At 44.5% G+C, this 18,192-nt stretch carries 24 protein-coding genes; 7 read left to right on the forward strand and 17 right to left on the reverse strand.

Translation table 11 applies throughout. From position 1 onward, the window contains the following. The first annotated feature begins 9 nt into the window (after positions 1–9). The 7 genes from sufC (at position 10) to ACP2WE_RS09200 (ending at position 6,374) form a co-directional block, all read left to right on the forward strand. The gene (gene sufC / locus ACP2WE_RS09170) at positions 10–798 is read left to right on the forward strand and encodes a Fe-S cluster assembly ATPase SufC (protein WP_425215245.1); all 789 of its coding nucleotides are present in this window, start codon (positions 10–12) and stop codon (positions 796–798) included. After that, positions 795–2,177 carry a Fe-S cluster assembly protein SufD gene (gene sufD / locus ACP2WE_RS09175; protein ID WP_425215246.1) on the forward strand — a complete coding sequence of 461 codons (1,383 nt, stop codon included), beginning with the start codon at positions 795–797 and terminating at the stop codon, positions 2,175–2,177. Before sufC ends, sufD begins: the two co-directional genes overlap by 4 nt. 600 nt (positions 2,178–2,777) lie before the next feature. After that, positions 2,778–3,353 (forward strand): YtxH domain-containing protein, encoded by a 576-nt coding sequence (locus ACP2WE_RS09180; RefSeq protein WP_425215247.1) that lies wholly within the window; start codon positions 2,778–2,780, stop codon positions 3,351–3,353. A gap of 84 nt (positions 3,354–3,437) precedes the next feature. Beyond that, entirely contained in the window at positions 3,438–3,686 is a 249-nt protein-coding gene (locus ACP2WE_RS09185) for a GlsB/YeaQ/YmgE family stress response membrane protein (RefSeq protein WP_425215248.1), read from the forward strand. A gap of 88 nt (positions 3,687–3,774) precedes the next feature. Continuing rightward, complete coding sequence (locus tag ACP2WE_RS09190; RefSeq protein WP_425215249.1) at positions 3,775–4,275, forward strand: hypothetical protein; 501 nt, start codon at positions 3,775–3,777, stop codon at positions 4,273–4,275. Between the two features lie 182 nt (positions 4,276–4,457). Further along, positions 4,458–5,495, forward strand: coding sequence for a hemerythrin domain-containing protein (locus tag ACP2WE_RS09195; RefSeq protein WP_425215250.1), 1,038 nt, complete (start codon positions 4,458–4,460; stop codon positions 5,493–5,495). A 72-nt stretch (positions 5,496–5,567) separates the two neighbouring features. Beyond that, a complete protein-coding gene (locus ACP2WE_RS09200) occupies positions 5,568–6,374 on the forward strand; it encodes a diguanylate cyclase (RefSeq protein WP_425215251.1) in 807 nt (268 codons plus the stop codon). A gap of 257 nt (positions 6,375–6,631) precedes the next feature. Here ACP2WE_RS09200 and ACP2WE_RS09205 read toward each other — a convergent pair whose 3' ends face one another. The 17 genes from ACP2WE_RS09205 to ACP2WE_RS09285 all read right to left on the reverse strand — a co-directional run bounded on the left by ACP2WE_RS09205 (position 6,632) and on the right by ACP2WE_RS09285 (position 17,790). Then, positions 6,632–7,759, reverse strand: coding sequence for an Acg family FMN-binding oxidoreductase (locus ACP2WE_RS09205; RefSeq protein ID WP_425215252.1), 1,128 nt, complete (start codon positions 7,757–7,759; stop codon positions 6,632–6,634). A gap of 61 nt (positions 7,760–7,820) precedes the next feature. Continuing rightward, positions 7,821–8,363, reverse strand: a complete 543-nt coding sequence (locus ACP2WE_RS09210; RefSeq protein ID WP_425215253.1) for a DUF3122 domain-containing protein — start codon at positions 8,361–8,363, stop codon at positions 7,821–7,823. Between the two features lie 102 nt (positions 8,364–8,465). Continuing rightward, complete coding sequence (locus tag ACP2WE_RS09215; RefSeq protein WP_425215254.1) at positions 8,466–8,930, reverse strand: rhodanese-like domain-containing protein; 465 nt, start codon at positions 8,928–8,930, stop codon at positions 8,466–8,468. 61 nt (positions 8,931–8,991) lie between these two features. Then, entirely contained in the window at positions 8,992–10,587 is a 1,596-nt protein-coding gene (locus tag ACP2WE_RS09220; protein WP_425215255.1) for an oleate hydratase, read from the reverse strand. Between the two features lie 2 nt (positions 10,588–10,589). Beyond that, the gene (locus ACP2WE_RS09225; protein WP_425215256.1) at positions 10,590–11,288 is read right to left on the reverse strand and encodes a hypothetical protein; all 699 of its coding nucleotides are present in this window, start codon (positions 11,286–11,288) and stop codon (positions 10,590–10,592) included. Positions 11,289–11,534: 246 nt separating this feature from the next. Next, entirely contained in the window at positions 11,535–12,074 is a 540-nt protein-coding gene (locus tag ACP2WE_RS09230; RefSeq protein WP_425215257.1) for a general stress protein, read from the reverse strand. Between the two features lie 54 nt (positions 12,075–12,128). Then, positions 12,129–12,737, reverse strand: a complete 609-nt coding sequence (locus tag ACP2WE_RS09235; protein WP_425215258.1) for a nitroreductase family protein — start codon at positions 12,735–12,737, stop codon at positions 12,129–12,131. Between the two features lie 120 nt (positions 12,738–12,857). Then, complete coding sequence (dps, locus tag ACP2WE_RS09240) at positions 12,858–13,409, reverse strand: DNA starvation/stationary phase protection protein Dps (RefSeq protein ID WP_425215259.1); 552 nt, start codon at positions 13,407–13,409, stop codon at positions 12,858–12,860. Positions 13,410–13,521: 112 nt separating this feature from the next. After that, complete coding sequence (locus ACP2WE_RS09245; RefSeq protein WP_425215260.1) at positions 13,522–13,836, reverse strand: hypothetical protein; 315 nt, start codon at positions 13,834–13,836, stop codon at positions 13,522–13,524. Positions 13,837–13,935: 99 nt separating this feature from the next. After that, positions 13,936–14,397 (reverse strand): hypothetical protein, encoded by a 462-nt coding sequence (locus ACP2WE_RS09250; protein WP_425215261.1) that lies wholly within the window; start codon positions 14,395–14,397, stop codon positions 13,936–13,938. 352 nt (positions 14,398–14,749) lie between these two features. After that, positions 14,750–15,091 (reverse strand): hypothetical protein, encoded by a 342-nt coding sequence (locus tag ACP2WE_RS09255; protein ID WP_425215262.1) that lies wholly within the window; start codon positions 15,089–15,091, stop codon positions 14,750–14,752. Positions 15,092–15,217: 126 nt separating this feature from the next. Beyond that, complete coding sequence (locus tag ACP2WE_RS09260; protein ID WP_425215263.1) at positions 15,218–15,349, reverse strand: hypothetical protein; 132 nt, start codon at positions 15,347–15,349, stop codon at positions 15,218–15,220. 328 nt (positions 15,350–15,677) lie between these two features. Next, positions 15,678–15,920 (reverse strand): hypothetical protein, encoded by a 243-nt coding sequence (locus ACP2WE_RS09265; RefSeq protein ID WP_425215264.1) that lies wholly within the window; start codon positions 15,918–15,920, stop codon positions 15,678–15,680. 136 nt (positions 15,921–16,056) lie between these two features. Then, a complete protein-coding gene (locus ACP2WE_RS09270; protein ID WP_425215265.1) occupies positions 16,057–16,479 on the reverse strand; it encodes a YggT family protein in 423 nt (140 codons plus the stop codon). A gap of 154 nt (positions 16,480–16,633) precedes the next feature. After that, on the reverse strand, positions 16,634–16,789 hold the full coding sequence (locus tag ACP2WE_RS09275; protein ID WP_425215266.1) for a lmo0937 family membrane protein: 156 nt from the start codon (positions 16,787–16,789) through the stop codon (positions 16,634–16,636). Between the two features lie 235 nt (positions 16,790–17,024). Further along, positions 17,025–17,501: a CsbD family protein gene (locus ACP2WE_RS09280; protein ID WP_425215267.1), complete on the reverse strand. Its 477-nt coding sequence runs from the start codon at positions 17,499–17,501 to the stop codon at positions 17,025–17,027. A 106-nt stretch (positions 17,502–17,607) separates the two neighbouring features. Continuing rightward, positions 17,608–17,790 (reverse strand): CsbD family protein, encoded by a 183-nt coding sequence (locus ACP2WE_RS09285; RefSeq protein ID WP_425215268.1) that lies wholly within the window; start codon positions 17,788–17,790, stop codon positions 17,608–17,610. Positions 17,791–18,192 lie beyond the last annotated feature (402 nt).

Genomic DNA, 18,192 nt, shown 5'->3' on the forward strand with positions numbered 1-18,192 from the left:
AAAAAAGAAATGATTGTCGAAAATAGTGAAGTAATTTTATCAGTCAAGGATTTGACTGCGGAAGTTGATGGAGTCCAAATTCTGAACGGGCTAAATCTAGAGATTAAAGCTGGTGAAGTCCATGCGATTATGGGGCCAAACGGTTCGGGTAAAAGCACCTTATCCAAAGTACTAGCAGGTCATCCTGCCTATACGGTCACAGGGGGCGAAATTCTCTATAAAGGCGAGAGTTTATTGGAATTAGAACCAGAGGAACGAGCAAGAACGGGTATATTTTTAGCCTTTCAATATCCTTTAGAAATTCCTGGCGTCACCAATTCTGATTTTTTGCGCCTCTCTTATAACAGCGTTAGAAAGTCAAAAGGTCTAGCCGAGTTGGATCTGATTGACTTCGATGATTTCATTCAAGAGAAGTTGCATGTCGTGGAAATGAATCCCTCGTTTTTAAGCCGTAGTGTGAATGAAGGCTTTTCGGGTGGCGAAAAGAAGCGAAATGAAATCCTGCAAATGGCAATCTTAGAGCCAACCCTAGCGATTTTAGACGAAACTGACTCAGGGCTGGATATCGATGCGCTGCGAATTGTGGCAAATGGTGTCAATCACCTCTCCAATGCGGAAAACTGCTCTCTCGTGATTACCCACTATCAGCGCCTGCTTAACTACATTATCCCTGATTTTATTCATGTCATGGAAGGTGGTCGCATCATCCTCACAGGTGACAAGGCATTAGCTTTGGAACTAGAAGAAAAAGGCTACGACTGGTTAAAAGAAGAGGAAGTACTTGAGGTGGCGAGATGACAATTCAAGTTTCCAAGCAAATTTCTAACGGACAGTCCCCCTCTCAATTTGCCGCGATCGCCGATCGCTCTAAATTCGCCAATCAGATTTTAGCGCTATACAAACCCGAAGCTTTAGCCCCAGAGACTCTCACAAACAAATACTTAGCCGAAGTTCAGCAAGAAGCCCGCGATCGCCTCACAACGCTCAAGTTCCCCACCACCAAAGACGAGGAATGGAAGTTTACCGACATTTCTGACCTTGCGAAGTTAACGCCAACCCGATCCGAAGCGGATCGGACGGTAGATTACGCGATCGCACAGGCGATCGAAAAAGCGACGATTCCAGAAGCCACAGGGAACCTACTCACATTCATCAATGGCTCATTTAGTTCTCAGTATTCGCATACCCAGAATCTCGATCGCGTAATTGTTGGAACCTTGGGAACAATTGGCGACGATATTGCCCCGATCTTGCGATCGCATCTAGCCAAGCATCCTGACACCCAAGACTTCTTTGCTACGCTGAATACGGCTTGTCTGAGCAGTTTGGCGAAAGATGTTGCGGTCGTACTCATTCCCAAAGGCGTAAGTATAGAAGCTCCCATCCAGCTATTATTTGTCTCGGCTGATGGTGGAATTATTTCTCAGCCGCGTTGTTTGGTGGTTGCTGAAGCCCATAGTAAGGTTACTCTGGTGGAAACCTATGTGGGTATGGATTCACAGTCCTATTTTACCAATGCGGTCACCGAAATTTGGTTGGCTGAAGCCGCCCAAGTCAATCACACAAAAGTGCAGCAGGAAGGCAATGAAGCCTTTTGGGTGGCGAATACCGCGATCGCACAGAGTCGTCACAGTGTCTATCAAGGCAACACGATTAGCCTTGGTGCGAAGTTCTCTCGGCATAACTTACACGCCAGACAAATGGGCGAACAAACCGAAACTCATTTAAATGGGCTAGCTCTCATGGATGGTCAACGCTTAGCAGATACGCATTCATGCATGTCCCACGACTATCCCCACGGGTCGAGCAATCAATTGCACAAGTGTATAGCAGGCGATCGCGGTCATGCCGTGTTTAATGGCAAAATTCAAGTGGCAAAACCCGCGCAACTGACAGATTCGCGGCAACTCAGCCGCAACCTATTGCTATCTGCCAAGGCACGAATCGATACCAAACCCCAATTGGAAATCTTTGCGGATAACGTCAAATGCGCTCACGGTGCTACCGTCAGCCAATTGGATGCTGAGGAGGTTTTCTATCTGCAAAGTCGAGGTATTGATGCGGCAAGTTCGGCGAGTCTACTCACCTATGCCTTTGCTGCGGAAGTAATTAACCAAATTGCGATCGCTTCGCTTCAGGAATCTCTCAGTACATTCGTTTTGGCGCATTTATCTTAGAAATATCGTAAATTCCTCAAGGCTATCGGCGTTCATCTAAAAAGGTAACGTCTTTATACACAGCAATTCCAAATTCAAAACCGTAATAAATGATACATAACGCAGTAATGAAATTAACACGAATCTGCAAACACAGGAGCATCGCTAAGCATAAATTCGATTAAATGTTGCCAACTCTCAAAGATAAAGTACTTGGTAAGAGAGAGAATATCTTGAAAGAACCCTCTACGAGTACCACGCTTACAACCAATCTCTTGATACCTAGAATCTAGCAAATGTAAAACTGTGTGAAATAGAAAAGCCTACAAATTAAGAGATAGAAGAGTCGATCGCAATAATCCAACCACTCATACAAACTGGAATGACTGGATGGTAAGCAGGTGAAAATGAAGTTCATCTCAGTATCTAAACAATCCTGACACAATTGTAGTGGTTCTCATATAACTACTCCAACGACAAATGGAGAGATTTATTGTAAAGATTTATCTGATTTTGATGCAATTCAATCAAGTCATACCTTTCCAAAACATGAGATCGAACAATTGCCTGTTAGGTTGAATCTTAGCTAACACATTACAGGCAAAACACTAGGTGAAATACATGGCTAATATCTTAGATGGTGGCAGAGCCCCTCATTTTAATTCTTCAGTTACCACTGGCTTAAACGGTGTACAGAAAGTACTTCTTTTAGCCTTTGGGTTCCTACTAGTTTTGATGTTGCAAGTTACCTTTTTTAGTCCAAGGGCGATCGCATCTCCCTTGGCTAACATTATTGGCGATCGAGTCAGTAAGGTGACACAAGGAGTGAAAACGGACATGGCGATTGATAAAGTTGCGGGTGTCACCAAGGAAATCGGTCGCGATCTTCGAGATGGTAGAACCGACAAGGTGATTGACAAGGTTGCAGAGACCTCCAAAGACTTTGCTAAAGAAGCAGGAAACCGTGCGAAGGACTTGGCTAAAAATGTGAAAGAAGGCACCAAGGAAAATATTGGCAAAGCGAAGGATGTCGCTAAGGATGCCAAGGGAAAAATTGGTGATGGTGTAGACAAAGCTAAGAAAATGGCAGGCGATCGCGCCGATGAAGTTAAGGATGGAACCAAAGACTTACCTGAAAAAGCTGGTAACAAAGTCGATGAAGCCATTGATTCTGTCAAAAGTTTCTTAGGACAGTAAATCTAGTAAGAGAATAGTCAACGCTTTACGCTAACTATTCTCTTATTCACATGTACTTTCAATGGATAAACAGAGAAAAAATCTATGGACTTTATTTGGTTTATTTTTATCGGACTAGTGGCAGGAGCTTTAGCTGGTCAACTAGTTCAAGGTGGTGGCTTCGGTGTGCTGGGCGATATTGTTATCGGTATCATTGGTGCATTGTTGGGAGGTTTCCTATTCAATACCTTTGGTATTTCCACAGGTGGGGGCTTGATTGGCAGTTTGATTGTGGCAACCATTGGCGCAGTAGTCTTACTGTATGGAATTCGCTTAGTTAATAGAACCTCTTAATTACTCATCGCTGATTGAGTAAGAGAGATGCTTTCAATTCTGAGATTTTGGATAAATTGCAAATAGATTTTTTAGAGGATAAATAACCATGACGAATAAAACTATGAACCCTGATACGCAACCCGATGCTAACCTCGATCCGATTTCTGGAGAAGTGGGATCGCATCCTGTCGGAACAGGTGTGGGAGCAGCAAGTGTTGGCACTGTAGCCACAGTCGTCGGCGGTGTAGTTGGTGGTCCCATTGGTGCGGTAGTTGGTGCGGCGATCGGCTCAGTCGCTGGCGGTTTGACTGGTAAAAGTGTGGCTGAGAAAGCGAATCCCACTTTTGAAGCAACCAATTGGCAAGAGGCTTATACTTCTAGTTCCTATGTTGACAAAGATAAAACCTACGAAGATTATGAACCAGCCTATCGCATTGGCTATGAAGGCTACGATCGCTATGGTCAGAACGATCGGTCTTACAGCGAAGTCGAGACAGATTTGCAGCGTGATTATGAAACAAATCATGCTGCAAGATTACCTTGGGAAAAAGCTCAACATGCAGTAAAAGATGCTTGGAATCGAGCTTCTAAAGCAAGTCAACGATAAAACACTCTGTTGACTGCTTCGCACTTTGCAAACAAAGTGTAGTAGAGCGTGAGTTCTATTACACTTTGTTTCGTAGTAGAGCAAGTTCATCAAGTCAATCAAGTAGTTGGACATGCCAACGTCATCATTTTTATTAAGAGAAGTACCGTTTTCTTAACTATAACATTAAGGAGTAATCGTCAATGTCAGTAACACTCGAAGATACCAAACGCACGGCAATCGCTGTCAAATTGGCAGACATGAAAGCAACTCAAAACCTGCTAATTGCTAATGAAAAGAGTCTGATTGCAGCCTGTCCCGATCGAGAAATCACGAATCGGTTAGAAGGCTTTCTCAAAGACGATCAGAAAAACTTGGGTATCATTGACACTGTGATCGTTCAGTATGGAATTAAAGCTGAACCAAACCCTACAATGCAGAGGGAAATCGAAGAAGCCGAGAAGATGATGGAAGATACAGATCTCACTTTGTTTGAAAAGGTGGCAAAGCATGAAATTCTCAAGCATACTCAAGCAATGGCAGGAGTTCTCGTTCACAAGGCTGGTCAAGTGGTCGGTGCGGACATTGCTGTAGCGATCGCCCCGCTTAATACAGTTAACTTTGAAAATCGCGGACATGAAGAGCAACTTAAAGGGATTATGGAATCTCTGAGTACGATGGAGCTAACTGGTAAGCCTTCAGACAGCGGTCTGTGGTCAAGGGTACAGGATACCATCGCTGCGCTGAGTGGGATTGCTGGCAGTCTCATCAGTCGTAACGATCGTGAGATTAATATCTGCGATCTGATTCGTCTCGATCACGCTAAGGTATACACTCTCTTTGCTCAGATTAAAGCCACTGACGACTCTCAGAAGCTAGAGGAGTATTTTGGTCAAGTCTATCAAGATTTGAGCGCTCACGCCGAAGCCGAGGAGAAAGTTGTCTATGCAGTTGTGCGTCCTTATTTCAATGACGTTCAGAAACTGTATGACGAACAGGCGGAAATGAAGCAAACGCTCGAACAGATCAAAGCGATGAACTGTGAAGATACGGTGGCATTTAAAGCTGCGGTAGAGCTTTTAGCATTGGCTGTAAATGCCCATGTGAGAGAAGAAGAAGAGGAAATGTTCCCTCGCATTCACAGTAGTTTTGGCGACGAGCAACAGAAACAACTTGCGACAGATTTTAAAATCGCCAAGAGTCAGATTCAAGATCGGCGACTAGAATCCGCTTCTCACTAGATTTTTTAGGACTTGTGCTGCACCATCGGGGTTAGTTACAAGTCCTAGATTTAATTATCAGGAGCGAAGATTGTGATTTATACTGAAAGACCCTTGGAAACTGCTATAGAAGACATCAAATCGCGGGAAAAGGGAAAGGGAGTTCGCCTTGTGACAAAAGTTCAGACTGAGCAACTATTTGGTAAGGTCGAAGATGAGTGTGTTGTCTTTGAAGATAAACCAGAACTTCTGGCAGACTGTCATCAAAAATTAGAACAACACAAACAAGAAGTTGTCCAGTTAGAACAGAAGATTACTGAGCACAAACAGATCGAGCAAGATCTCAGACAATCAGCAGCAGAATTAACCAAAGTAAATCAGGAGCTAGAACATCTTGTTCTTGTGGATGCTTTGACCCAAATTGGCAATCGTCGATGCTTTGATGAATCGCTCCATCGTGAGTGGCATAGATCGCTACGGGAGCAGCAACCAATATCTTTGATTATATTGGATATTGATTGTTTTAAAGGCTACAACGATTTATATGGACATCCCGCAGGGGATCTTTGTCTAACAACACTGGCACAGACTGTAAAACAAGCCTTACAGCGCTCTACAGATTTAATAGCTCGTTATGGGGGTGAGGAATTTGCTGTCATTCTTCCTAATACAACTACACAAGGCGCAATCATTGTTACTGAACTGATTCAACAGGCAATTCTCGATCTGTCTACTGCCCACGAAAATTCTTATGTAAGTGATGTTGTTACAACTAGTTTAGGAATTGCCACACTTGTTCCTACGGAAACCCAACAACCAAGCATTTTACTTGAGCAAACCGATCGGGCTCTCTATAAGGCCAAGCAAAAGGGACGCAATTGCTATTTTGTCTATGTCTAGTCAATAGATCCATCGGCAGCAGTTAGCAAAAACGAACCGCCATCATTAATTGTGATACCAATTTAATTGGTGAAAGCAACAGATAGGAAATGCAAGACACTGTAATTCTTAACCACATGCTAGATCTGTTACCCTTGGTCTTTAAATTGGTATGATTTGTCCAGTTATAAGCGCAACTTTTGCCGACATAAATACTTTCTCCGCATTTTTTTCCACACTAATGGAGTGGAGCTTTTGAGATTTGCGCTAAAATTCCGTTAACAGGCATCACTGTGACAGTCTATTACTTCATCCAGCGATCTCCGCAGCGATCTAGGAGTTTCCAGTCCATATCCAAAACGAACAACCAGATCTGGACGACGATCGCCAATACCAAGAAAGGAAGCGAACTGCGATCGCAAAGTCGAAACCTCGACAGGCTGGTTTAAGAAGGCATTTTTGATGCCTAGGGCAGTAGCTTGTAAGGCGAAACGTTCGTAGCATCGTCCAACTTCCACCCAATGTTGCTTATCATTGTGTTCGGACACGAATACAGCAATGCCCGCAGAGCTACGGATATGCTTGGCATATTTATCATTCTCACTGTTTGACGAGAAAAATAAATTCATCAGTTTCATTCCCAGCCATCGGGGAAGCACTGGATTTCCTGAGGAAGCTGAAAATAACCCATCTCCCTTGTTTACTACTTCGTCATAACCAAATCGAATCCAGAATTCCAGTTCATCCATAAAGGCGCGATCGCTCATCTGCATCGTATTGCCCTGAACCACATACTCAAGGATTTTCTCGACCTTTTCTTTTTCAGTAACCAATAAAATATCGACACCCTGACCGCGACCCGCAGATTCAAGGGATTTCAAGTCGTCATTGCTTAATTTTCTGCCGTCATACTCGGCTCTAGTACATTGTCTTGTCGGAATTGCCTCAAAGAGTGGCGATCTAACTGCTTTGGATGGTTCTAAGGTCACTTTTACAATATCTGCGATCGCAGGGTCAAAACTTACTGCTCCATGCTTACCAAAAGCCTGCGCCGCTTGCACCAAATTCTCAGTTGCACAGCCCAAACTGACAAACATGTGATGGCGATCGGGATCGACAGCAGGGCATTCTCTCGTCAAATCTGGCAAGATGTCGATCGACCGAGCTTCTATCCGAAATTTCCAGCATTGCGTATTATGGCTTGATGCCGCCAGTGTGGCATAGCGAACCAGTTCGCGATCGATCGCAAATGCCCCAATAGGCGGATTGTTAGCAGAATTTCGCCATGTGTTTCGCACCGCCTCGTTGTATCGACTCGCAGCATTATGAAAAGACGCCCCTACATAGGCAGCCGACCCACCCGCTAGGGCGGTAAGGGCAAAAATAGTTTGTCGTCGAGTCAGCATATGCAAAATCTCACAAACGAATTAATGGCATACCCCAGAAACCAATTGCAACTCCTCAGATCTATTCTTTGGCAGAAAAGAGCGTTTGCCACTCTTGCACAAAAGATGGTGGAACCGATAGATGAATCTCTTCACCATTGCTCGCTGACAGAATCAACATGAGAGGGATTTCTACCTGTAACTTCGGCAATATCGGCTGAAGATTATACTGTCCTACGCTAGGTTCTGGTGCTGACAAATCCGTAAAAATAAAACTCGAAGTATCATCAGCGGTCAAGGTTCCGCCTAGCGAATTAGCCAACAATAAAGGTTTGCTGCGATCGATGTCTACCATACCTGGAAAACCAACTAAACGCAGATCGAAGCTCGTTTTACCATTGGGAGGAATCCGTTTAAATGCGATCGCTTGCCAGCTATTTCCATGCTGATCTTTGAGGGTTTGCCTAGATTGGTAAACCATTTGTCCAGGGGCTTCTTGAAGTTGCGTAATGGCTGCGGCTGCATGGAGATCCGTAAAGGTTCCTAACCCCAGAGATACCATCGAAACAATAGTTAACAGCAAAAAGAAATGGGAAAATATCTTTCTCAGAAAATATCCAATCATAAAAAATCCTCTCTTTGAATTCATTCCTTTGATTAGAGGAAGACTTATCTCTTCTCTCCCTCACGATCCTCGATTGGGTCTAGCAGCACAAGTAATTATCTCTTACTTTTCCAAAGGTTCTCCTGCTGCTTTCCAACCCTGAATGCTGGGAGGAAAAGCCCTCACGTTAGTATGTCCCAACATTTGCAAAGTCATTACTCCCATTGCCGATCGATAGCCCGTTGTACAATAGAGAACGATCGGCTGATTTTGGGGGATTTTATCAAGATTTGCGGTTAAGGTTTGCAAGGGGATATTCATGGCATTTGGAATGTGCCCAGAAGCATATTCAGAAGGCTGCCTAACATCAATTAATAAAGCATTGTCGCTTTTGATAATATTTTTGAGATCTTCTATGCTTTTGATTGTGAAATAGTCAAGAGGAAGCGAAGTTAAAAAGCGATCGATCGCTTCCGATAATTGGGCTTGAGGGATTAGGTTGTTAGCTATGACTGGCATTGGGGCGATCGCTAAAATACAAATACAGGATAAAATCCCAAGAAATAATGTTAGAAAAACTTTTCTCATATCTTTATTCTGAAATCATCAAAAGCCTCTAGGTGTTACACTTCAGATTTGAATTGGCGAATTATTGAAATGCTTTAATTACCGCATCAAGTTTTACTTTGACAGACCGATCGTGATGCAGAATCGGCGGGATTTCTTTTTCAATGCCGAGGAGTTCGTAGACTGCTATCTGTGCCACTCGCACGGAATACTCCACCGTAAACACGACATCTTCGGGAATCTCGACAAACTGGCTGACAAAGGCAAGGTTCTTAGAGTTCTTTGGCACGGGTAACGGTCTATCCGTGTGGGCACGGGGCATAAACATGCTGGTAATGTAGGGCATTCGGCAGGGAATACAGTTGGCAGATGCGACCGTCTCCAGATCGAAATTTAGATGACCGCAAAGCTCTTGCAAGATATCTTCGCCATTACAATCAGACATCGATTTAGGCACAAAGTTACCCATGCGATCGGGGTGCAGGGCATATCCCCAAAACACTTGGACATCTGTAGGTTGATCGATAAAGTGGGGCTGATGCGCCAGTACGATCGACAGGAGCCAATTGGAATCTTTGAAGGTTACCAAACCGCCAGTCCCAGCCTCATTACCAGAGAATACCTGCATCTGGTTAAAGAAAGTCGTATCCTTGAGCGTCACCGTAAAGGATTCCCAAAACGACTCTGGAATCGTGGAGTTAAACACCGATGGACTGCCGAACTCGGGATGGTCATATGCCAATTTTTCCCATAACTCCCAGCCACCACTGTCTTTTTTAGTCAGGTGCTTGGGTGCTTTCGTCATTGACCCAAAACTCGATGCATCAGTCATCGAACCATTTTGAAAGAAAACCAGATCGTCATCACCGATCGCCATGGTTTCTTTCCTGCGATCGCTTCGGTACTTGATTGCCTTAACGACAATCTTGTCCTCTTCGGTCTTTAGATCGAAGTCTGTTACCGTGCAATCAACCACAAATTTCACACCCTGTGCCTTCAGCCAACTTACCAACGGTCGTACCAGGGAATCGAATTGATTATAGATCGTGCGCTTAACCCCAGCGAGGGTTTCAATTCGTGAAAACTCCATCATAAATCGATGGAGATAACGTCTAAATTCGATCGCACTGTGCCAAGGTTGAAAGGCAAACGTGGTTGACCACATGTACCAAAAATTAGTTTGAAAGAAGGGTGGCGATAGCCAATCTGTAATGCGACTGGTGCCGAGTTTCTCTTCGTCAGCCTCGGTGAGTTTGACCAGCTCAATGCGGTCTTGCATCGAAAAACCCATCGACTCGACATCGATCTTGGCACGATTTCGATCTACGAGTCGCGCACTGGAATGAGGCTTGTGGCGATCGTTGAAGGCGATCGTCTCATCAAACACCGTCTTGTCAGGGAAGTTTACCGAAGGGATGGATTTGAACAGATCCCAAGTGCATTCGTAGTTATCAGTTGTCAGCATCCTTCCACCGCGAAGGGTATAGCCATATTTGGGACCACCGGCACCATCAAGGCTTCCGCCTAAAACAGGCATGGCTTCATAGATTGTAATATTACCCCCTTGGATACCGCCATCGCGAATCATAAAGGCAGCGGCTGCCAAGGAGCCGATTCCGCCACCTACCATGTAGGCTTTACGATTAGAGACATTGGGTTCGCTGGTTTGATTTGACATATCTATATCTCCGCGTTCTTTACATGGGTTGGAGTGGAGTTGTAAAATTCCCGTGCTTTTGCCAGTAGCTGGTCTTCGGTCATATGTTGTTCGTTTACGATGACCGTACCAATAACGCGCTCGGCAAGTTCGTGATGGTGTTGTTTGAGTTCAGCTAGCAGATAGTCCATCGCGCTGCTTGCTCCCGTCGCACTGCCAAAGATGAGGATCTTTTCTGCACCGCTCAGCGATCGCGCGATCGCATCGTAGAAGGGTTTGAGTTCGTGCTGGCGCTGACCGTTCGCATCGTCATCGACATTGTGTAGGTGTCGGTGCGAACCATCGGGGTCGTAAGGTACGATTCGCTCTGGCACAGTGCCATGCATCTCCGTTCTGTAAATTCTTGCCTCACGACGATCGATGATGACTAGTAGGTGAATCCCATCCGCGATCGCTGCCTGTTCGGGTACAGCGGAACGCTCAAGGAAGTGACGAATCTGCATCAGGTCTTGAACGTCAGAGAAATTTTTGTGGCGCGGAGGGTGAACCGTCAGGGTTTCGCCATTCCGCGCAAATTTGATACTGCCGTTGTGCTCCTCTGTGACATCGGTGAGGGCATTTAACATCGAGCGCACATCGTGCCACTGAAGATTCCGAGCGATCGGGTGCTGAAAGACAGCATTGTAAGTGGTCTTATGAGTCCCAGACAACTGAATTCCCATTGATTTCTCCTTGACCTAACTAGGTCATTTGTCAGAGATCGACTTCATTCAGGCAGCATGGAATCGAAGCCGAAGTCAAATTCTGTAGTAATTCAACTGATGTTTTGTAGACCTCTCCCCTAGCCCCTCTCCGACACAGAGAGGGGACAGGAAGTTGTTCTACCCTCCTTCTCTGTGTAGGGTTTGGGAGAAGAGATCAAGCGATCGCTCGCAAGAAGCAAACCCTTGGGTAGCAATTAGAATTGCTTAAACCGTAACGGCTTCACTAGCTGTCCGTTCTGCATGTTGTAGAATTTTTTTGGCTTGGGCAACTTCATCATCCGTACCTGAAACAATCACCATAAAATTCCCTGCTTTGATGCCGATCTCATACTTCAGGGCTTTCTCCTTAGGAATTCCCAAGCCGACGAGAGCACCCACCAATCCACCACCTACAGCAGCACCCACACCGCCAATAATCATTCCTTCGAGCCAGCCCGCTAGCACACCAACAACTGGCCCAGCAATAACCACTGGCCCTACGCCGGGGATAAACAAGGCTCCAGCACCCGAGAGAATGCCAAAGAGTCCGCCAAAGAAGCTGCCCCAATAGCCAGCACCTTCAGCGCCAGTCTTAGCAGTATCTTTCCAAGTCAGAAACCCGCGTACATGCTCTGTGGTTTGATAGTCTTGTCCAATGATCGAAATCTTGGTCATGTCAAAGCCCGCTTTTTGCAGTTCTAACACCGCTGCCTCCGCCTCAACATGGGTTGGGAATAAATTCGTAACTTCATGCTTGTCTGACATAATTTTAGTTCCTTTAAAAGTATTCATGGTGTAATTTCAATGCTTCGGCAAATCCTAATCCGTAACCAAGTCTGATGTCTGACTCCATTTCCCCGTGAAAACCATATCAGTTAATGGTTTGCGAGTTCTGGTTTCGAGTTCCTTGTCTCGTAGTGCTGCGGGTAAGGTTTGCGGATCGCCCAAATACCCGATCGCGATCGCTGCCACTGGTTCCCAAGCTTCTGGAATGCCAAACAGCGATCGCGCTTTGTCAACATCAAACCCTGCCATTTGATGAACGAATAGATCTAGGGCGATCGCCTGAGTTGCCAAGTTACTTGTGGCGGCTCCGACATCATGGAAAGCGTGACGATTTTCTTTCCCATTGTTATCGAAACATCGTTTGGCAACTGACAACATCAGCACAGGGGCACTCTGCGCCCAAGATTGATTGAATTCAACCAGACAACTGAGTAAATGGGCATACTCGGCTGGCTGGTCTTGGGTGGCAATCATAAAGCCCCAAGGCTGCTCGTTGTAGGATGAAGCTGCCCAGCGAGAGGCTTCTAACAAAATCAGCAGTTTGTCTCGTTCGACCGTGCGATTTGAGAATGCACGCGGACTCCAGCGCCCCCGAATCAGATCGTGAACCGTATATTCAGCTTCAACCAGATTTTCGACCATGAATTCAACTCGCTAGTAAATGGTTATCGGACTGAAATCAAATTTTCTCGCCTACTCAATCCCTCCATCCTAGGGGGCAAGAGATTCTTGCCTTAAAAACTGGGAGTTTGGAGGCAAGATTTACGCAACGCCGAAGGTATAAGCGGCAATTGAGCGGTCTTGTGTATGAATCGCTGAGGTTTGCAAATGGGCTTCTAGAAACCAAAGACGTTTATCGATCGCACGCGAAACTTCGGTATAGAGATCGGTCGTGTCCGCATCGCCCAAATCCGCAGTTTGATGGATGCCCTGACGAATGGACTTAGCGTAAATAGCAAAGCGATCGGCTAAAGCCGCGATATGATCCATGCCATCCACCGCATCAAATTCATACTCTTCTAGCTCTGACTGCTTGGCAGCAATGCGTGCGGTTCCTAGAGCATAGCCACCCAGCGTCGTAATCCGTTCCGCTACCATGTCCACAAATTCTTCTAGCTCGGTCGCCATAGCATCGAACAGCAGGTGGAGCTGATAAAAATTGTGACCTTTGACATTCCAATGTGCTTGCTTGACTTGAGATTTGAGATCTATCGTGGATGCTAGGGTTTGGTTGAGAATTGCGATCGTCTGAATCCTAATTGTTTCAGCTAGATCGATACGGGTTGCGTAAAGAGAGGCATGATTGGAAGACATAAATTAATTCCTGATATTTGGTTTTAGTCTATGAAGCGATCGGTGGTTCTTTGTTGCAAACTTCGTCATAGCAGAGCCGATAGTAACTTCTTGATGCAAGATAGAAGCCCCGTCAGATTCGCTGGCACAACTTACAATTTGCGCTATCAGCCCTGTAATTTCCGATGTGAAAGATTTCCTCATGGACGAGATATAGCGAGAGCGATTCAACGCCTAAAATCAGCCATACGTAATCGCATAAATCTTCTATTTCCATAAGTAAAGTATCCACTATCCAGGGCTTTGGGCAGTGAATGGTCAGCATACTGTGGCGATCGATCTGAATAATGCAAGATAATAAACTTTCGGCAAAAAAGCTTCGGAGCCGCTCGATGCGAAATTGCTCAAGTATCATCAGATCGTCAAGGGTGATCTCAGTGAATGGCATAGCAATTATCAAACCTCTTTTTAAAGAACAGAGCGAAACTCAGCCTAAACGCTCTTTATGCTTTTCCTGTTTAGACTGAGTCTATGGTTCTTATATGTGTTAAACCAAGCCTGGCCCCTTGTGACGTAGGTCATGCTCTGATGTCAGCTTACCTTTCTCATCCTCAGATAGCTCATGAAACTGATGGACACTTTCTTCCGCTTCTTGCTCTGTTTGCTGACGTAAATCCCCAGGAACATCGACATACATTTCTGGCTCGATCGCGTAGTTATTCACCAAGCCTTCATTGTCCACCGTGTAACCATCTGTGGTGTGGATTGATTTGGTATCCGTAGGGTCGTGGGGAGTATGCCCAAAGTTCTCGCCTTCCCGATGCTGGCGTGCGGCAGTTTCAGCAGGGACAATATGTCGATCGTAATGGGGAATAGATTCTAGAGAATCATCTGGGTTTGACTCTTCTTTGGCGCGATCTTTGCGATCTCCAGTCAGATCGCTCACGACTTCGTGAACTTTATCTTCAACGGTTTGGACGATCTCTTTCGCTTTATCTACTAAGCTCATAATGTGCTCCTAATTGAATAAAAAAATGCTTACCTGAATTAATCTATTTAGATAACGTCAGTTCGGGATAAGAGAACATGAAATGCTATATATCCCAAGGATCTCCCACCCCCCTTACAAAAGGGGTGAGAATTTACTTTTCCCCTTACAAAAGGGGAATGCCCGATAGGGCAGGGGGATCAAACCCTTCGGTTCCAACAAGTTGGCTTGCTTTACTCCGAAGTCCTTAACCCGAATTTACGTTAGATAACCTACTGTTCTCCCATACAAGAATTAGAAGAATATAGGTTGATGAGAGATCTACCCCACTTTTTAGAGCGAAAAGGGAGATCTCTCAAGAACTAATGTCACCTTACTTAGTTTTTTTCATGGCTTTATCTAGAGCATTCTCAATTTGCTCGACAACCGCAGGTCCAGAGCTGTCAGAACGGAACATCTTGTCCTTATCCATAGTGCCTTGAACCTCGTTGAGACCACCATCGGCTTTTCCTTCAACTTCTTCAAGAGATGTAGGAGGAGACTTAAGTTCCTCTTTTGCCTTGCTAAGGATCCCCGTTGACTGGGCATTAGGGTTTGGATGGGCATCTGCCAACGCTGGGATTGCGTTGGAAAATACCAAGATCGCGCAAAATAGAACAGCAGCTAAAAAGCGAACTGCATATATTCTCGATAGAGAGATTTGGATAGATTTCATAGAGCGATTCTCCGAATATATTGGTAATAACTTGATTGAAACGATTGATTCGTAGAATTAGGCGATCGCCCCAGACATATAGGGCTGACATAGGATCGTTTCTCCCACACTAGGTTAGAGATCTTCTCATTTACCAAAGAACGCTTTGACATAAACGTTGTGACTAGAACGCTTTAACCTCTGCGATCGCGCATTGTTCGCGACTGCCTCTTGAACTTCTCCTTCAATATTTTGGGCGGTTGCATTGGCTTTATCCACTAAGCTCGTGATGCATTTTTATTGAATTTGAAGACTGCTTGCCTGTGTCACATTAACAATGCTGTTTCTACGACTACTATCACAGACTGTAGGGTTATTTCCTGAATGAATTGCATGAATTGATTAACCACGTTACAAAACGCAGGAAAACTTAGCTGGCAATAAATCGCTAATTGAGAAATTGGAATATTATTCAAGCATATTGAGTCAGCTTCTAGATCGAGAATAGGAAGCGCGTCAAAGGGCAAGTATCTATATGGGGGTGCAGAAAAAATCTTCGGTAACGGGTGCTTCTTAAAAATTAAACGAAGGAGAAAAATGGTTGTGCCTAGTTTGAGACTTTAACGTAGGTTAATTGGCGATCGCAATACATTGAGATGGCTTTAGCTCCTAAGATTAACCAGACATAATCGCAAAATTCTTCTATATTAATCAGCAAAGAACTCACAATCCAAGGTTCAGGGCAATCAATATTTAATACATTTTGAGAATTAACGTACATCGTACAGGGCAATAAACTTTCTGCAAAAATACTTCGCAATCGTTCAATGCGAAATTTTTTAAGCAGCATCAAATCGTCGAGGGTTATTTTAGTCAGCAGATTGGGAAGCATTATCTTGTAATTAGGGGGTGAATTGTTCAAAAAATTGTACAAAAGAGTCTGAAGTTTGTAGGCTACATTAAGCGATCGCCTACGTTCCCTCACATCACCAAGTTCTAGCATAGAGAAATCTGACTAGCCAGATACAGAGCCAACTTAAGAGCGAATAGGCGATAATGGCAATGATAATATTGACATCAAAAATGTTCGCTGCATTGCTAGAAGTAGGGCTGGTAAACAAAGTGGCGAAGGGAGCCATGAAGGGAGCAGAAAGATTAGTAATAAATTGGGCAAATTCATTCTGTGGATTTGCACCAAAAAACCGCAGCAAGAAGCGCAACACCAAAAGGGTCTGAACCAATCCCACCAAAAGGTAAATGCTATTGATAATCCAGAAAAACGCGGCACTGCGTTTGCCAATGGCTAGTTCAAGTCGCGACTCTTCTTGGTGAAGTCGAAAAGCTTCTTCTTCAGTTCGCAGGCTTTGTCTGCGATCGATATTATCTTGTTCGTGAGGATCTTGATTCACAGATAGCTCTCCAAATGAATAAGTGGTGATTTAAGTCGAGCACTCCAAGTCTTAACGATCTCTATCAAAACCATCTCAGATATGGGGTGTCTCGTAGGGTAGTATGTGTCCCGTAGGGAGTGGAAATCACTGCTGTTGAAGCAGGTTCGTTAATTTAGATAATACGGCGACCAATCAATAGGTTGTAGACGATTCCCATCAGTGCCAAAACTAAAAGCAAGTGGATTAAGCCACCCCCGATATTAATGGAGTACCCTAACAGCCAGAGGATAAAGAGTACAACAATGCCAGTCCAAATGATGTTATTCATATTTTTCTTCTCTCTTAAAAACTAAAATCGCTAGTACCAAGATCCATTGATTTCGCAATGGATTGGAATTCAAGTTCCGTGCTTTGACTTCGCTCAGTACGAGGGGGTTGAAATCTGTACCACGCCAGCAAGCAATGGATTGCCATATAGAAATGCAGGCAGAGTAAAAGATAGTTCTACCTGCAAAATCTGAGGTTTTAAAATTTATCCATCACAGCTAAGCTGAATAAATGCCTTATTTGAGCAGATCTCGCCCCTTAGACTTCGCGTCTTCTACGGCATTAAGCACCTGACTTTCTACTTGCTTGGCTTTTCCCATTGCTTGGTCTTTAGCGTTGCCAGTAATATTGCCAACGGCTTCCTGTACCTTACCCTCAACGTTTTTTGTGACGGCTTTTGTTCTGTCTTTCGCATTTTCAGCGGCATTGCGAACTTTACTTTCAGCTTGTTTGACTTTTCCCATTACTTGGTCTTTAGGATCGCCTGTGATATTACCGATCGCTTCTTGGGTTTTGCCTTCAATATCTTTGGTAACTGCCTTGGCTTTTCCAAAGCCCCAGCCCATCTCAGCATAGGGGTAGTCGATCGCAGCGATCGGTAAGGTTCCTGCCCAACTACCTTCAGCAGCACAGCTTAAAGCTGAAGCAGTTGAGATGAATACAACCAGACTAACCACGAGCAAAAACTTACGAGCTTGCTGAAATAAAATCATTTTATTCTCCAAAATTGTTGTAATTGCTTAAGCTGCAAAGCTATGCAGAAGTGGAAGATTTAGATCGAAACCAACCGAATCTAAATCTTCCTAAGAAATGACAGGATTAATTGGTCATGTCTTTGACTTTATCTTTAACATCCTCAACGGCACTTTCAACTGCCGCTTCTGCTTGTTTGGCTTTACCCTTTGCTTGAGCTTCGTGGTTTCCAGTTAGATTTCCCACAGCTTCTTCAACTTTGCCTTCAACGTTTTTGGCGGTTGTCTTGGCTTTATTTTCTAAACTCATGATATGCTCCTGACTAAATTTAAGAACTTCTTACCTGAGTCGAATGAACAACTCCGTTTCTATGGTTAGTCTTGCAAAGCACTGAGTGATTCTTTGAATGAGTTGATTGAGTTGATTGACCACGTTACAAAACGTAATGACACTTTTAACCTGAGTTCGGGTTAAGGATTTCGGAACCAAGCAAGCCGACTTGCTGGAACCGAGGGGTTTGATCCCCCTGCCCTATCGGGCATCCCCCTTGAAAAAAGGGGGGAGAATTTACTTTTCCCCCTTTTTTCAAGGCAGGGCTGTTTCATTCTTGAGTAAATAGGAGAAAAGAAGTAAACCTAAAGGCAAAATGAGAGTATTTGCTTGATATTATGGCTTAAATGGCTAATTGCCTCCGTCAAAGCATCAAAACCA

It is taken from the genome of Tumidithrix helvetica PCC 7403 (assembly GCF_965232925.1).
Lineage (GTDB): Bacteria > Cyanobacteriota > Cyanobacteriia > Pseudanabaenales > Pseudanabaenaceae > Tumidithrix > Tumidithrix helvetica.